The sequence below is a fragment of the Methylobacterium frigidaeris genome (genome assembly GCF_022179185.1).
Lineage (GTDB): Bacteria > Pseudomonadota > Alphaproteobacteria > Rhizobiales > Beijerinckiaceae > Methylobacterium > Methylobacterium frigidaeris.
Genome location: NZ_BPQJ01000001.1, coordinates 100,664 through 113,791, shown reverse-complemented (window position 1 = coordinate 113,791; position 13,128 = coordinate 100,664). Strand labels below are relative to the sequence as shown.

The following is a 13,128-nucleotide window of genomic DNA, read 5'->3' as shown; positions in this document are numbered from 1 at the left end:
CCTTACGTAACGGACGGCTTCGTGCCGATGTCCTCAATGACCGGTCGTTGGTAACGAAACTGCGAATGACACGGGGTCGTCATCCCGGGTCCGCACAGCGGACCCGGGATGACGCGGGAGTTTTCATCTTCCTTTCAGGGAAGCCGACGCTCGTCTTAGAAATACGACTTCAGCACGCCGCGCCGGCGCACGTCGAGCGTGGCGCAGTGGAACGAGCCGCCGAACGGGCCGTAGGACAGGAACGGCGTCGGGATCGGGTCGAAGCCCCAGTCCTTGAGCGCCTTGATCAGCGTCGGCTGGCTCGAATCGACGACGATCTTCTTCTCGTCGATGGCGAGCACGTTGATCGAGGTCCAGGGCGAGCACATCGAGATCTTGCTCATGAAGCCCTCGACGGGGTCGGGGCGCGGTGCGATCAGCACGTCCCACGTCTTGAGCACCGCCGGCAGCTTCTCGACGTCGATGTAGTCGGGATTGACCAGCACCTTGCCGGGGGCGAGCGGCATGAACGACGAATCGATGTGCATCGGCTGCGGGCAGCGGCTCTCGATCTCGTGGATGCGGAAGCCCGGCCCGAGGTGGCGGCGCAGCCACTCGATGCCCATCAGGTTCGTCACGTTGGAGCGAGTGACGAACAGGTCGCGGCCGCAGCGCACGAAGTCGGCCGCGTCGAAGACCGGCTCGAACTCGTTGACCGTGAACTGCATCGGCTCGCCGGCCTTCAGGTTCGGCACCCGGTAGTCGTAGTTGTAGAGCTCGTCGGTAAGCTGGGGCCGCGGCGCCGAGGTCCAGCGCGCACCGGCCCGGAAATACTCCTTGAACAGGGAGCGGTAGGCGTCGCCCTCGAAGTAGCGCGAGCGCCAGCACATCGGGCTCTCGATGATCTCGTCGCCGATCACCAGGTACGGATCGCGCGGGCAGGCGACGCAGAAGCCGCGCGACGACCAGCGCGGCGCCCGGAACTTCTTCGAGAAGTCGATTGAATCCGGGCGGCGGATCTTCACGCCCTCGCCGGCCAGGATCTTGATGAAGCCGTCCAGCTCCTGCTGGGCCAGCTTCTTCATGAACTTGGGATACTTCCAGCCGGAGGCGAGCCGGTAGAACGGCTGCGCGGCGCGCGGCAGGTTGAAGATCACGGTCAGGTGGTGGGTCGGGATCGTGGCGCCGTCGAGCGAACCGACGATCACCTCCTCCAAGGGGTCCCACTCGTTCCAGGCCATCACCGGCGATTGCGGCGCCGGGGCCCGGCCAGGCGCATCGCCCCCGAAGGCCGCCAGGTCGTGCGCGGCCGTGTCGTCGAGCGCGCCGCGCTCGGCCTCGAAGGTCGTCTCCCGATCCATGCTGTTCATCCCCTGACGGCCGTCGTGAGCGGCCTTCCTTCGCAGATCCGGCCCCCGCCGGCCGAATCGGGGCGGGGATGAAGCTGCGCCATAACATAGGCTTGCGGCATTGCTTGGGTGGGCGCGCCGCGCCGGTGGAGCATGCCGGTTTCGCCGGCACTGTGTCCGGGCGGTGATAGACAGCGCCCATCAAAGCTGCAACGTGCCGGGATGCAACGGCGCTGCTTTGTTTCGACTCCGTTGCCGGAATGGCGCGCCCCCGGGGTCGCCGCCGCTGCGACAGAAAGAGGGTCATGAAGCGACTGACGACACTGGGCCTGATCGCCGGCCTCTGCACCGTGATCGGCCTGTTCGTCTCCTCGGGGCCGGAGGCGGTCGCGGCAGCCCTGTGGGCGTCCGGCTGGGGCGCCGTGCTGGTCGTGGTGGCGCGCTTCGTGGCCGTCGCCTGGGCGGGCCTCGGCTGGTGGGTGGTGTTTCCCCGCAGCGACAGGCCGCTGCTGCGCGCCTGCATCAGCGTGCGATTCGTGCGCGAGGGGGTGAACACCTTGCTTCCCGTGGCGCAGGTCGGCGGCGACCTGATCGGCGCGCGGCTCCTGACGCTGCATCGGGTGTCGGGGGCGCTGTCGGGCGCCACCACCCTCGTCGACCTGATGGTCCAGGCGCTCACCCAGTTCCTGTTCACGCTCGCCGGCCTCGGCATCCTGGTGGCGCTCGGGGGCGACGGGCCGATCGTGCATTACGTCGGGCTCGGCCTCGTGGTGGCGGCTCCGGCCCTGGTGGCGTTCTACCTCGTGCAGCGCCGCTTCGGGCAGAGCCTGCTCCAGGCGGCGATCAACCGCTTCGCCGGCCAGCGCGAGTGGCGCATCTTCGGCGCGGTCGACGTGCTGTTCGAGCACCTGCGCGGCCTCTACGCCGCCCGCGGCCGCATTCTCACCGCCATCGCCACGCACCTGTTCGGCTGGGTGATCGGCACCCTCGAGGTCTGGATCGCCCTGCGCTTCATGGGCTACGAGGTCGGCTTCCTCGAGGCGATCGTGATCGAGAGCCTGGCCCAGGCGGTGCGCGGCGCTGCCTTCGCGGTGCCGGGGGCGCTCGGCGCGCAGGAGGGCGGCCTGATCGCGCTCTGCGCCGTGTTCGGTATCCCGGCCGAGGCGGCGCTCGCCCTGTCGCTGATCAAGCGCCTCGCCGACCTCGCGGTCGGGCTGCCGAGCCTGATGCTCTGGCACGTCATGGAAAACGACGCCGATCAGGGCCGCTCTCCGGCGGCCGGGATCGGCGCGGCCCTGCGGGCGCGTTTCCGCCCGCGCCGGGCTCTCGGGCCCGCCTACGGCTACGCCGCGGCGCCCGTCGACGCCAAAGGAGAGTGATCTGGTGCAGACCCGACGCGAGACCCTGCGCAGCCTGACGATCGCCGGCCTTCTCATGGCCGCGCTGCCTCTGGCCGCACTGCCGGCCCTGGCTCAGACCGCCGCTCCTGCACCCGCCGCACCCGCGGCCGGGGAGAGCGACCCGGCGGTCGCCACCGTGCGTCGCATGACCGACGCCCTCGAGGCCGCGCTCAAGGCCGGCGACGTGCGCGCCCGGGCCGAGATCCTGTCCGGCCCGATGAAGGAGAATTTCGACCTGCCGGCGATGCTGCGCCTCGGCGTCGGCACCCGCTGGAAGGAGATCCCGGCCGACAAGCAGCAGGCCCTGATCGCCGCCTTCGAGCCCTACCTCGCGGCGACCTACGCCACGCGGCTGAGCGCCGCGACGGGCAGCACGTTCGCGATTGACCCGAAGAGCGAACCCCGCGGCAACGGCCACATCGTGCACGTCACGGTGACAGACGGCAGCGGCGACACCTCCCCGGTCGATTACGTGCTGAACGCCGACAACCGGATCACCGACGTCTACCTCCAGGGCACGGTGAGCGAGGCCGGCACCCTGCGCACCGGCTTCTCCGAGCCGCTGCAGGAGGGCGGCGCCGACGGCCTGCTCGCCCATCTGCGCAAGTCCACCGAGACGATGCTGGCGGCACCGGCGCCCAAGACCCCTGCTTCCACGGCCCCTGCTCCCACGGCGCCGGCCGCGAAGTAGACGCGGCGCTGCCGCCGGCTGCGATGGCCGGCGGTCACCCTCCGCCCGCAGCCTCAACCCACAACATAACCCGCCGCGCCCCCGCGCGGCCAACTCCTCCCAGGGATCGCCGCCACGCCATGGAATGGACCTGGATCTCCGCCCTGCTGCTCGTCCTGGCACTCGCCGGGTGCGTCTACGGCCTGACGACCGCCTGGCTCGCCGGGCGCCTCGCCCGTCGCCCGGTGCCGCGCCTCGCGCCCGACGCGGCCCGCCCCTCCGTGACCCTGCTCAAGCCGCTCTGCGGCGACGAGCCGAACCTCTACCATAACCTGACCACCTTCTGCGCCCAGGCCTATGCCGGTGCCGTGCAGGTGATCTTCGGGGTGCAGAACGCGGCCGATCCGGCGATCGCCGTGGTGCACCGGCTCCAGGCCGAGCACCCTGACTTGCGCATCGATCTGGTGGTTGATGCCCGCCAGCACGGCTCGAACCGCAAGGTCTCGAACCTCATCAACATGGCGGGGCTGATCGCCCACGACGTGGTGGTGCTGGCCGACAGCGACATGGTGGTGGCGCCCGACTATCTCGAGCGCATCGTCGCCGAGTTAGGCCAGCCGGGCGTGTCCGGCGTGACCTGCCTCTATCACGGCGTGCCGGCGAACGGCGGCGTCTGGGCGCATCTCTCGGCGCTCGCCATCGACACCCAGTTCCTGCCGAACGTCCTGATGGGCACCGGCTTGGGCCTCGCCGATCCATGCTTCGGCTCGACCATCGCGTTCCGCACCGAGATGCTGGCGCGCATCGGCGGCTTCGAGGCGATCCGCAACGATCTCGCCGACGACTACACCCTCGGGGCCGCTTTGCGCGCCCATGGCGGCATCGTGGCGATCCCGAACTTCACCATCGGGCATACCTGCGTCGACACCTCGCTCGCCGGCCTGTGGCGCCACGAGACCCGGTGGAACCGGACCATCCGCAACGTGGATCCGGTGGGCTATGCCGGCACGCTCGTCACCCATGCCTTCCCGCTGGCGTTGATCGCCGCGCTCCTGCCCGATTCGGGCCCCTACACCCTCGCCACCGCCGCCCTGGCGCTCGCCTGCCGGATCGTGCTGTGCGTGCGGGTCGAGCGGGCCTTCGGCCTCGAGCCGCATCCCTACTGGCTGTTGCCGATCCGCGACCTCCTGTCCTTCGCCGGTTTCGCTTGGTGCTTCATGTCCGGCGCCGTGACTTGGAAAGGTCATGATTATCGGGTCGTTGCGGACGGTACGCTGATCCCGGAATCCGGCCTCGCCCGCGAGTCCGGCGCTCCCTCGACTTAAGACATCTCATCGGGCCGCCCGGCGGCCTCCTTGGCCGCATCCGCGGCTTCCTCTCCTCAAGAAGACGATCCTCCCGATGATGCGGACCCTCTTCCTCCAGGCCCCCACCTTCGACGGCTTCGACGGCGGCGCCGGCTCGCGCTACCAGGCCAAGCGCGAGATCAAGTCGTTCTGGTACCCGACCTGGCTCGCCCAGCCGGCCGCCCTGGTGCCGAACTCCAAGCTGATCGACGCGCCGCCGCACGACATCAAGCTGCCGGAGATCGTGGCCCAGGCCAACGACTTCGACCTCGTGGTGCTGCACACCTCGGTTCCGTCCTTCAAGTCGGACGTGAAGACCATCGAGGCACTGAAGGCCGCCAACCCGAAGCTGATCGCCGGCCTGATCGGCGCCAAGGTGGCGGTGGACGCCGCCGGCTCGATGGCCCAGGCCCCGGCGGTCGATTTCTGCGCCCGCAACGAGTTCGACTTCACCGTCAAGGAGGTCGCCGAGGGCGTGCCGATGGCGGAGATCAAGGGTCTCTCGTACCGGAACGCCGACGGTGTCGTGGTCCACAACGAGGACCGCGAGATCATGACCGACATGGACCAGCTGCCGTTCGTGACCTCGGTCTACAAGCGCGACCTCGAGATGGAGAAGTACTTCATCGGGTACCTGAAGCACCCCTACATCTCGTTCTATTCCGGCCGGGGCTGCAAGTCGCGCTGCACCTTCTGCCTGTGGCCGCAGACGGTGGGCGGCCACACCTACCGCACCCGGTCGGTCGCGCACGTGATCGAGGAGATCAAGTACTGCCTGAAGGAATTCCCGCAGACCAAGGAATTCTTCTTCGACGACGACACCTTCACGGACAATCTTCCGCGCGCCGAGGAGATCGCCCGCGAGCTCGGCAAGCTCGGCGTGACCTGGTCGTGCAACGCCAAGGCGAACGTTCCGCGCAAGACCCTGGAGGTGCTCAAGGCCAACGGCCTGCGCCTGCTGCTGGTCGGCTACGAGTCCGGCAACCAGCAGATCCTGAACAACATCAAGAAGGGCATGCGGGTCGAGGTGGCCGAGCGGTTCACCAAGGATTGCCACGAGCTCGGCATCGCGATCCACGGCACCTTCATCCTCGGTCTGCCGGGCGAGACCAAGGAGACGATCCAGGAGACGATCGCCTTCGCCAAGCGGATCAACCCGCACACCATCCAGGTCTCGCTCGCCGCGCCCTATCCGGGCACCTTCCTGTACAAGCAGGCGGTGGAGAATGGCTGGCTCGACAAGGACAATGCCGAGCTGGTCGACGAGAACGGCGTTCAGATCGCGCCGCTGCACTACCCGCACCTGTCCCACACCGAGATCTTCAACTCGGTGGAGGAGTTCTACAAGAAGTTCTACTTCCGCGCCCCGAAGATCGCCTCGATCGTCAGCGAGATGGTGCGCTCGCCCGACATGATGAAGCGGCGCCTCCGCGAGGGCGTCGAGTTCTGGCACTTCCTGCGCGAGCGCCAGGGCGTCGCCAAGAAGGCGGCGTGAGGCAGGCGGCGTAAGGCAAGGCGGCGTGAACGTTCACGCCTGAGATCCCGCCTTGAAGCGGGCGCGAGCCTCCCCGTCCGGCCGGACGGGGAGGCTCTTTCACGTCACGAGACATGCCGACCATGACCCTGCCTCTGCCCCGCAAGCGCCTCGTCGTCACCTCGGACGATTTCGGCCTCTCGCCCCAGGTCAACGCGGCGGTGGAGCAGGCCCACCGCCACGGCATCCTCACGGCGGCGAGCCTGATGGTCTCCGCGCCCGCCGCTGCCGACGCGCTGGTGCGGGCCCAGGCGATGCCGTCCCTGCGGGTGGGCCTGCACCTCGTGATGGTCGAGGCCTGGCCGACCCTGCCGGCGGCGGACCTGCCCGATCTCACCGACGGCGCCGGGCTGATGCGGGCCGATCAGGCCCGGCTCGGTCTCGATCTGGCGCTGAAGCCCCGCGCCCGCCGTCAGCTCGAGGCCGAGATCCGGGCACAGTTCGAGGCCTTCCGGGCGACCGGGCTGTCTCTCGACCACGTCAACGCGCACAAGCACTTCCACATCCACCCGATCATCGCCGGGATGGTGCTGCGCATCGGGCGCGAGTACGGGATGCGGGCGATCCGGGTGCCGCGCGAGCCGCGGGACCTCCTGCGCCGCGCCGAGGCCGGGGCAAAGCCCGGCCTCGCCCTCGACACCGCGCCATGGGCGGCGCTGCTCCGCGCCCGGGCCCGGCGGGCCGGCCTCCTCGTCCCCGACCGCGTGCTCGGCCTCGCCTGGTCGGGGGCGATGAACCCGGCGCGGGTCCAAGCTTTGCTGGGCCAGCTGCCGAACGGGCTGACCGAGCTCTACCTGCACCCGGCGACCGACAGCGGCTTCCCCGGCGAGGCACCGGGGTACGCCTACGCGCAGGAACTGGCCGCCCTGGTCGCCCCCGGGAGCCGGGCGGCGCTGGCAGCGTCGGGTGCGGTGTCCGGCGGGTTCTCGGATTTCGCTCGCTGACACGCCCTCGGCTCGGCTACCCATGGGGCAGGGCCAGCCCCACGGCCTGCCCCGGGAGCCCCTGCATGCGCCGCGTCGCGGTACCGATCCGGATCTTTCGCCGCACGAGCGCTGCGGCCTGCCTCGTCCTCGCCCTCGTGGCGACGGCACGGGCAGCCGAGATCACCCTCCTGACCACGGGCGCCTACAAGCCCGTTGCGGCCGCCCTGGTGCCGGAATTCGAGCGGCGCACCGGCCACACGGTGACGATCCGCAACGACACCGCCGGCGCGGTGGCGCAGGCGATCCGTGACGGTGCGCGCCCCGACCTCGTGGTGCTGACCCCGGCTGGCCTGGAAGCGCTGATCCGCGACCGCCGTCTCGCCGGCGCGCCGCCGATCCCGCTTGCGAAGGTCGGGATCGGTGTCGCCGTCCGCGACGGGGCGCCGATGCCCGACATTGCGACGGTGGCGGGGTTCCGCGAAGCGCTGCTGCGGGCTCGCGCGGTCGCGATGGTCGATCCGGCGTCCGGCGGGTCGAGCGGGATCTACCTCGCGCAGCTCTTCGAGCGCCTCGGCATCGCGGACCAGCTCAAGGACAAGCTCGTCCTGGTGCGCGGCGGGCTCGCCGCTTCGCGCCTCGTCTCCGGCGAGGCCGACCTCGCACTCCAGCAGACGAGCGAGTTGCTGAGTGTGGCGGGCGCGCGCCTCGTCGGGCCGATCCCGGTGGAGGTGCAGAACGACACCGTCTATGCCGGGATGGTCCCGGCAGGCGCGGCGGAGACCGAAGCGGCATCGGCGCTCCTGCGGGACCTGGGCGGCCCGGCGGCCGGCCCGGTTCTGGCCGGGAAGGGCATGGTGCCGCCGGGGCCGTGACCGACCCCGTAGCGCGCCTCGGCTGCTCGCGGACCCGTCCCGAATTTTAAGCGCCGCCCCCTCCTTGAAACCGCCCGGTCGACCCCGCATGTAAATGTCGTTCACATTCACATCCTGCGGGAGATCGTGACGTGTCGTTTTCCTCTGCCCCCTGGTCGAGCGGCCGCGCCTGCCGCAATAGCCCGTTCCCGCGCCGCTCCCTCGAGATCGGCGCGATCGTCATCGGTTTCATCTATGCGTGGCCCTTGGCCGCGGCCTACGTGGTGTGGAAGCTCATGGGATACCCGGCTCTGAACGAGATGAAGTCCTTCGCCGAGCGGTCCTTCCGGAATGGTTTCTCGGGCTTCTCCGGCTTCAGTGCCGCCCGGCACGACAGTGGCAACTGGGCCTTCGAGGAGTATCGCCGCAAGGAGATCGAGCGCCTCGAAGAGGAGCGCCGCCGCCTCGAGGACGAGAGCCGCGCCTTCACCGAGTTCGTGGACGAGCTGAAGCGCGCCCGCGACCGCGAGCAGTTCGACGCCTTCATGGCCCGTCGCCGCGCCGGCTCGAACTACTGATCGCCTCGCAGGAGGTCTAGCAGGTGGGCAGCCTGCCGCGATGTTGAGCGGTGCGCCTCGGCCTTAAGCTTGACGCACCGATTCGCCCGGGGCTACCCTCCACAAGGTCAAGCACTCGACAGGCTCTCCGCGGCCCCCGCGGGGAGCCTTCTCCGTTGAAGGACGGCGCGGCCGCATGACCAGTTCCAACCGCTCGACGCATATCCGGCTCACCTCGCATCCGGAGCCGGGCGCCGCCCGCTGGCCGATTCGCTGGGGCGCCGCCGACCCGCGCGAGCGAGGGCCGATCATCGGCACCGTGACCAGCCCGGCCGACCGCAACGTCATCGGGGCCAATGGCGGCGCCTACTCGCTCTACCGGGCGCTCGCCATCGCGGGCCGGGCGATGAACCCCCTGGCGCGACCGGACCTCACCAACACCCACCCGGTGGTCGAGATCGGCCCGCACCCGCAATGGGCCGACCCTGAGAGGATCGTCTCGCTCGATCCATGGGGGCATAGGCCGGGCGAGGTCTTCCGGGACGCGATCACCTCGGGCACCGACATCCGCCCGACCATCGCGGTCACCAAGGCGCGCTTGAGCCTGCCGGAGATCCTGGCGGCGATGGGCGCCCATCGTCTGGCCGCCGACGGCACCGTGCTGCACACGACCGGCGACATCTCGGTCACCAAGATAGCGGTCGATCCGGTCTGGTACCTGCCGGGCGTCGCCGCCCGCTTCGGCACCAGCGAGACGGCGCTCCGTCGCACGCTGTTCGAGCAGACCGGCGGCATGTTCCCGGAACTGGTCACGCGTCCCGACCTGCAGGTCTTCCTGCCGCCGATCGGCGGCTGCACCGTTTACGTCATGGGCGATGTCGCGGGCCTGTCCGACCCGCGCCGGCGCATCGCCTGCCGGGTCCACGACGAGTGCAACGGCTCGGACGTGTTCGGCTCCGACATCTGTACCTGCCGGCCCTACCTCACCCACGGCATCGAGGAATGCGTGCGCGAGGCGCAAGCGGGCGGCACCGGCGTCATCGTCTACAACCGCAAGGAGGGGCGGGCGCTCGGCGAGGTGACCAAGTTCCTGGTCTACAACGCCCGCAAGCGCCAGGAGGGGGGCGATTCCGCCGCCACCTACTTCGAGCGCACCGAGTGCGTCGCCGGCGTGCAGGATGCCCGCTTCCAGCAGCTGATGCCCGACGTGCTGCACTGGCTCGGCATCCGCCGCATCGACCGGCTGATGTCAATGTCGAACATGAAGTACGACGCGATCACGGGGTCGGGCATCGAGGTCGGCGAGCGGGTGCCGATCCCGCCGGAGCTGATCCCGCCCGATGCCTCGGTGGAGATGGAAGCCAAGAAGGCGGCGGGCTACTACGCGCCGGACGGCGTCACCGACTCCCTCGACGCCGTGAAGGGCCGCGACCTCGAGCGGTTCTGAGCCAGCCCGCGACGAATCCCCTGGAGATGCCCGTGCCTGAGTTTTCGACCGCCCGCAGCCTGCTCTCGGCCCGGGCGGTGCGCGCCCGCGCCGAGACCCTGCTCAAGGCCGGGCTCGACGGGCAGCTCGACCATTTCGTGGTCGATCTCGACCGCCTCGGACCTTGCGCCGACGCGGTGGTCGAGACCATCCGCGAGGCCTATCCCGACCTCGCGATTCCCTATCATGCACGCTGGCGCCACTTCTCGGTCGGCGGCTTCGAGCGCTGGGGCTCCCTCGTCCACGCCGCGCCGTTCGAGGACCCGGCCGAGCAGGCCCGCGCCGCCTTCGACCTCGTGGTGGTGAGCGTGCTGCTCGACGCCGGCGCCGGCCCGACCTGGCGCTACGAGGAGGGCCGCACCGGCGAGACCTATGCCCGCTCGGAAGGGCTAGCGGTGGCGAGCTTCGACATGTTCGTCTCAGGGCTCTTCTCCTCCGAGCCCGAGGATCCGTTCCGCGCCGATGCGCGGGCACTGGCGAGCCTGACCGAGGCGGAGCTCGCCGATGGCTTCCAGGCGTCGCCGACCAATCCCCTCGTCGGCCTGTCCGGCCGCACCGCGCTTCTCAACCGCCTCGGCCAGGTCGCGGCCGCCGATCCCGAGGGCTTCGGGCCGCAGGCCCGGCCCGGCTTCCTGTTCGACCGCATCAAGGCGAGGGCCCGCGACGGCGAGGTCCCGGCCGAGGCCGTGCTGGAGGTGCTGCTGACCCATCTCGGACCGATCTGGCCCGGCCGCATCGTCCTCGACGGGATCGATCTCGGCGATACCTGGCGTCACCCCCTCGCGGGCGGCGCCGGGCCGACGGAAGGCCTGGTGCCGTTCCACAAGCTCTCGCAGTGGCTGGCCTACTCGCTCCTGGAACCGCTGGAGGAGGCAGGCCTGACCGTCACCGGGCTCGACGCCCTGACCGGCCTGCCCGAGTACCGCAACGGCGGCCTGTTCCTCGATACCGGGGTGCTGGCGCTGCGCCGCCCTGAGGAAGCGAAGCTGCCGCACGCCGTCGATTCGCGCCTCGTCGTCGAGTGGCGGGCGCTCACCGTGGCACTCCTCGACCGGCTGGCGCCCCTGGTGCGCGAGCGGCTGGGCATCAAGGATCCGGCCGAGCTGCCGCTCGCCAAGGTGCTGGAGGGCGGCACCTGGGCCACCGGCCGGCGCCTGGCGAAGTCCTTGCGGCCGGAGGGCGCGCCGCCGCTTTCCATCGCGAGCGACGGCACCGTATTCTGAGACTGTCATTGAGCGTGATCGTGAGCGGGGAGACGGCGATGCAGGGTGCGGGTGCGCGCGGGGAGACGGGGGTGGCGCCGGTCACGGTGGTCGATCACCCGCTGGTGCAGCACAAGCTGACCCTGATGCGGGACAAGGCGCGCTCGACCAAGGGCTTCCGCCAGCTCCTGAACGAGATCGGGACGCTGCTCGCCTACGAGGTCACCCGCGACCTGCCGCTGGAGCCGGTGGAGATCGAGACGCCGCTGGTCACGATGCAGGGTGCGCAGATCGCCGGCAAGAAGCTCGTCCTGGCGCCGATCCTGCGCGCCGGCGTCGGCTTCCTCGACGGCATGCTGTCGCTGCTGCCCTCCGCCCGCGTCGCCCATGTCGGGCTCTACCGCGACCCGGATTCGCTGGAGGCGGTGGAATACTACTTCAAGGCTCCGTCCGACCTCGCCGACCGCACCGTGCTGGTTCTCGACCCGATGCTGGCGACGGCGAACTCGGCGGTCGCCGCGGTCGACCGGCTGAAGGAGCGCGGCGCCCGCGACCTGCGCTTCGTCTGCCTGCTCGCCGCGCCGGAGGGCCTGGCCAAGTTCCAGGGTTCCCACCCGGACGTGCCGGTCTGGACGGCCTCGATCGACAGTCACCTGAACGAGCACGGCTACATCCTGCCGGGTCTCGGCGATGCCGGTGACCGGATGTACGGCACGCGGTAGGCCGCTTGCCAGTTGGGGCCTTGCCGGAAGCACACCCGCGCGGCAGGAAAGGGCGCGACAAGCCGCAACATCGGAGCCGCCCCATGCCGTCGATCCCCAGCACCATGCGCCAGGTCCGCTTCAATGGGGCCGGCGGGCCGGAGGTGATCGGGATCGAGACCGTGCCGGTGCCGCGTCCGGGGCCGAACCAGGTGCTGGTCGAGGTCGTGGCGGCCGGCGTGAACCGGCCCGATTGCCAGCAGCGCGCCGGCAAGTACCCGCCGCCGCCCGGTGCCACCGAGGTGCCGGGGCTGGAGATCGCCGGCCGCATCGTCGCCCTCGGGGAGGGCGTCACGGGCCTCGCCGAGGGCCAGGAGGTCTGCGCCCTGACGATCAGCGGCGGCTACGCCGAGTATTGCGTCGCGGATGCGGCCCTGTGCCTCCCGAAGCCCGGCCCGCTCTCGCTGATCGAGGCGGCGGGTCTGCCGGAGAATTACTGGACGGTCTGGACCAACGTGTTCGAGCGCGGCCGCTTGCAGAAGGGTGAGCGCTTCCTGGTCCATGGCGGGTCGAGCGGCATCGGCTCGACGGCGATCCAGCTCGCCAAGCGGTTCGGCGCCACGGTCTACGCCACCGCCGGCTCGGGCGAAAAATGCGCCTTCTGCGAGTCCCTCGGGGCCGACCACGCCATCAACTACCGCGAGGCCGATTTCGCCGCCGAGGTGAAGCGCCTGACCGACGGCCAGGGGGTCGACGTGATCCTCGACATGGTCGGCGCCGCCTATCTTGAGCGCAACCTGAAGTCCCTCGCCCTCGAGGGCCGGCTCGTCATCATCGCCTTCCTGCAGGGCTTCCTGGCGGAGAATATCAACCTGACCCCGGTGATGATCCGACGTCTGACGGTCACCGGCTCGACCTTGCGCCCCCGCACCGTCGCCCAGAAGGCCGCCATCGCCGAGGGCCTGCGCCGGGAGGTGTGGCCGCTGCTCGAAGCCGGCACCGTCAAGCCGGTGATCCACGCCACCTTCCCGCTGGAGGAGGCCCGGGCGGCGCACGAGCTGATGGAATCGAGCGCCCATCTCGGCAAGATCATGCTGCTGACGGGCAAGTAGAGCGCTCCCGAGAAA

The 13,128-nt window shown here is 70.1% G+C and carries 12 protein-coding genes; 11 read left to right on the top strand and 1 reads right to left on the bottom strand.

The features are described 5' to 3' along the window. Positions 1 to 155 precede the first annotated feature (155 nt). Complete coding sequence (locus tag MFF64_RS00575; protein WP_099904050.1) at positions 156 to 1,340, bottom strand: amidinotransferase; 1,185 nt, start codon at positions 1,338 to 1,340, stop codon at positions 156 to 158. A 293-nt stretch (positions 1,341 to 1,633) separates the two neighbouring features. Between MFF64_RS00575 and MFF64_RS00570 the strand changes: the two genes are divergently transcribed. The 11 genes from MFF64_RS00570 to MFF64_RS00520 all read left to right on the top strand — a co-directional run bounded on the left by MFF64_RS00570 (position 1,634) and on the right by MFF64_RS00520 (position 13,113). Beyond that, the gene (locus MFF64_RS00570) at positions 1,634 to 2,707 is read left to right on the top strand and encodes a lysylphosphatidylglycerol synthase domain-containing protein (protein WP_099904046.1); all 1,074 of its coding nucleotides are present in this window, start codon (positions 1,634 to 1,636) and stop codon (positions 2,705 to 2,707) included. A gap of 4 nt (positions 2,708 to 2,711) precedes the next feature. Then, positions 2,712 to 3,419, top strand: coding sequence for an MlaC/ttg2D family ABC transporter substrate-binding protein (locus MFF64_RS00565; protein WP_238189107.1), 708 nt, complete (start codon positions 2,712 to 2,714; stop codon positions 3,417 to 3,419). A 119-nt stretch (positions 3,420 to 3,538) separates the two neighbouring features. After that, positions 3,539 to 4,723 (top strand): bacteriohopanetetrol glucosamine biosynthesis glycosyltransferase HpnI, encoded by a 1,185-nt coding sequence (hpnI, locus tag MFF64_RS00560; RefSeq protein WP_238189105.1) that lies wholly within the window; start codon positions 3,539 to 3,541, stop codon positions 4,721 to 4,723. Between the two features lie 79 nt (positions 4,724 to 4,802). Then, positions 4,803 to 6,239 (top strand): hopanoid biosynthesis associated radical SAM protein HpnJ, encoded by a 1,437-nt coding sequence (hpnJ, locus tag MFF64_RS00555; protein WP_099901621.1) that lies wholly within the window; start codon positions 4,803 to 4,805, stop codon positions 6,237 to 6,239. Between the two features lie 122 nt (positions 6,240 to 6,361). Further along, positions 6,362 to 7,222 carry a hopanoid biosynthesis-associated protein HpnK gene (gene hpnK / locus MFF64_RS00550; RefSeq protein WP_099902724.1) on the top strand — a complete coding sequence of 287 codons (861 nt, stop codon included), beginning with the start codon at positions 6,362 to 6,364 and terminating at the stop codon, positions 7,220 to 7,222. 65 nt (positions 7,223 to 7,287) lie between these two features. Then, positions 7,288 to 8,076, top strand: coding sequence for a molybdate ABC transporter substrate-binding protein (locus tag MFF64_RS00545; RefSeq protein WP_099902720.1), 789 nt, complete (start codon positions 7,288 to 7,290; stop codon positions 8,074 to 8,076). 131 nt (positions 8,077 to 8,207) lie between these two features. Further along, on the top strand, positions 8,208 to 8,633 hold the full coding sequence (locus tag MFF64_RS00540; protein ID WP_099902722.1) for a DUF2852 domain-containing protein: 426 nt from the start codon (positions 8,208 to 8,210) through the stop codon (positions 8,631 to 8,633). 175 nt (positions 8,634 to 8,808) lie between these two features. Then, positions 8,809 to 10,059 carry a GTP cyclohydrolase II gene (locus tag MFF64_RS00535; protein ID WP_238189103.1) on the top strand — a complete coding sequence of 417 codons (1,251 nt, stop codon included), beginning with the start codon at positions 8,809 to 8,811 and terminating at the stop codon, positions 10,057 to 10,059. A gap of 32 nt (positions 10,060 to 10,091) precedes the next feature. Then, complete coding sequence (locus tag MFF64_RS00530; protein ID WP_238189101.1) at positions 10,092 to 11,321, top strand: URC4/urg3 family protein; 1,230 nt, start codon at positions 10,092 to 10,094, stop codon at positions 11,319 to 11,321. 38 nt (positions 11,322 to 11,359) lie between these two features. Next, a complete protein-coding gene (gene upp, locus MFF64_RS00525) occupies positions 11,360 to 12,022 on the top strand; it encodes a uracil phosphoribosyltransferase (protein WP_099908673.1) in 663 nt (220 codons plus the stop codon). 83 nt (positions 12,023 to 12,105) lie between these two features. Then, positions 12,106 to 13,113 (top strand): NAD(P)H-quinone oxidoreductase, encoded by a 1,008-nt coding sequence (locus MFF64_RS00520; RefSeq protein WP_099908668.1) that lies wholly within the window; start codon positions 12,106 to 12,108, stop codon positions 13,111 to 13,113. The last annotated feature ends 15 nt before the right edge of the window (positions 13,114 to 13,128 follow it).

Excerpts from the sequence above, each read along its gene's own strand:
- MFF64_RS00575 (WP_099904050.1), bottom strand. The coding sequence starts at position 1,340 with ATGGATCGGGAGACGACCTTCGAGGCCGAGCGCGGCGCGCTCGACGAC.
- MFF64_RS00570 (WP_099904046.1), top strand. The coding sequence starts at position 1,634 with ATGAAGCGACTGACGACACTGGGCCTGATCGCCGGCCTCTGCACCGTG.
- hpnI (WP_238189105.1), top strand. The coding sequence starts at position 3,539 with ATGGAATGGACCTGGATCTCCGCCCTGCTGCTCGTCCTGGCACTCGCC.
- hpnJ (WP_099901621.1), top strand. The coding sequence starts at position 4,803 with ATGCGGACCCTCTTCCTCCAGGCCCCCACCTTCGACGGCTTCGACGGC.
- hpnK (WP_099902724.1), top strand. The coding sequence starts at position 6,362 with ATGACCCTGCCTCTGCCCCGCAAGCGCCTCGTCGTCACCTCGGACGAT.
- MFF64_RS00545 (WP_099902720.1), top strand. The coding sequence starts at position 7,288 with ATGCGCCGCGTCGCGGTACCGATCCGGATCTTTCGCCGCACGAGCGCT.
- MFF64_RS00535 (WP_238189103.1), top strand. The coding sequence starts at position 8,809 with ATGACCAGTTCCAACCGCTCGACGCATATCCGGCTCACCTCGCATCCG.
- upp (WP_099908673.1), top strand. The coding sequence starts at position 11,360 with ATGCAGGGTGCGGGTGCGCGCGGGGAGACGGGGGTGGCGCCGGTCACG.
- MFF64_RS00520 (WP_099908668.1), top strand. The coding sequence starts at position 12,106 with ATGCCGTCGATCCCCAGCACCATGCGCCAGGTCCGCTTCAATGGGGCC.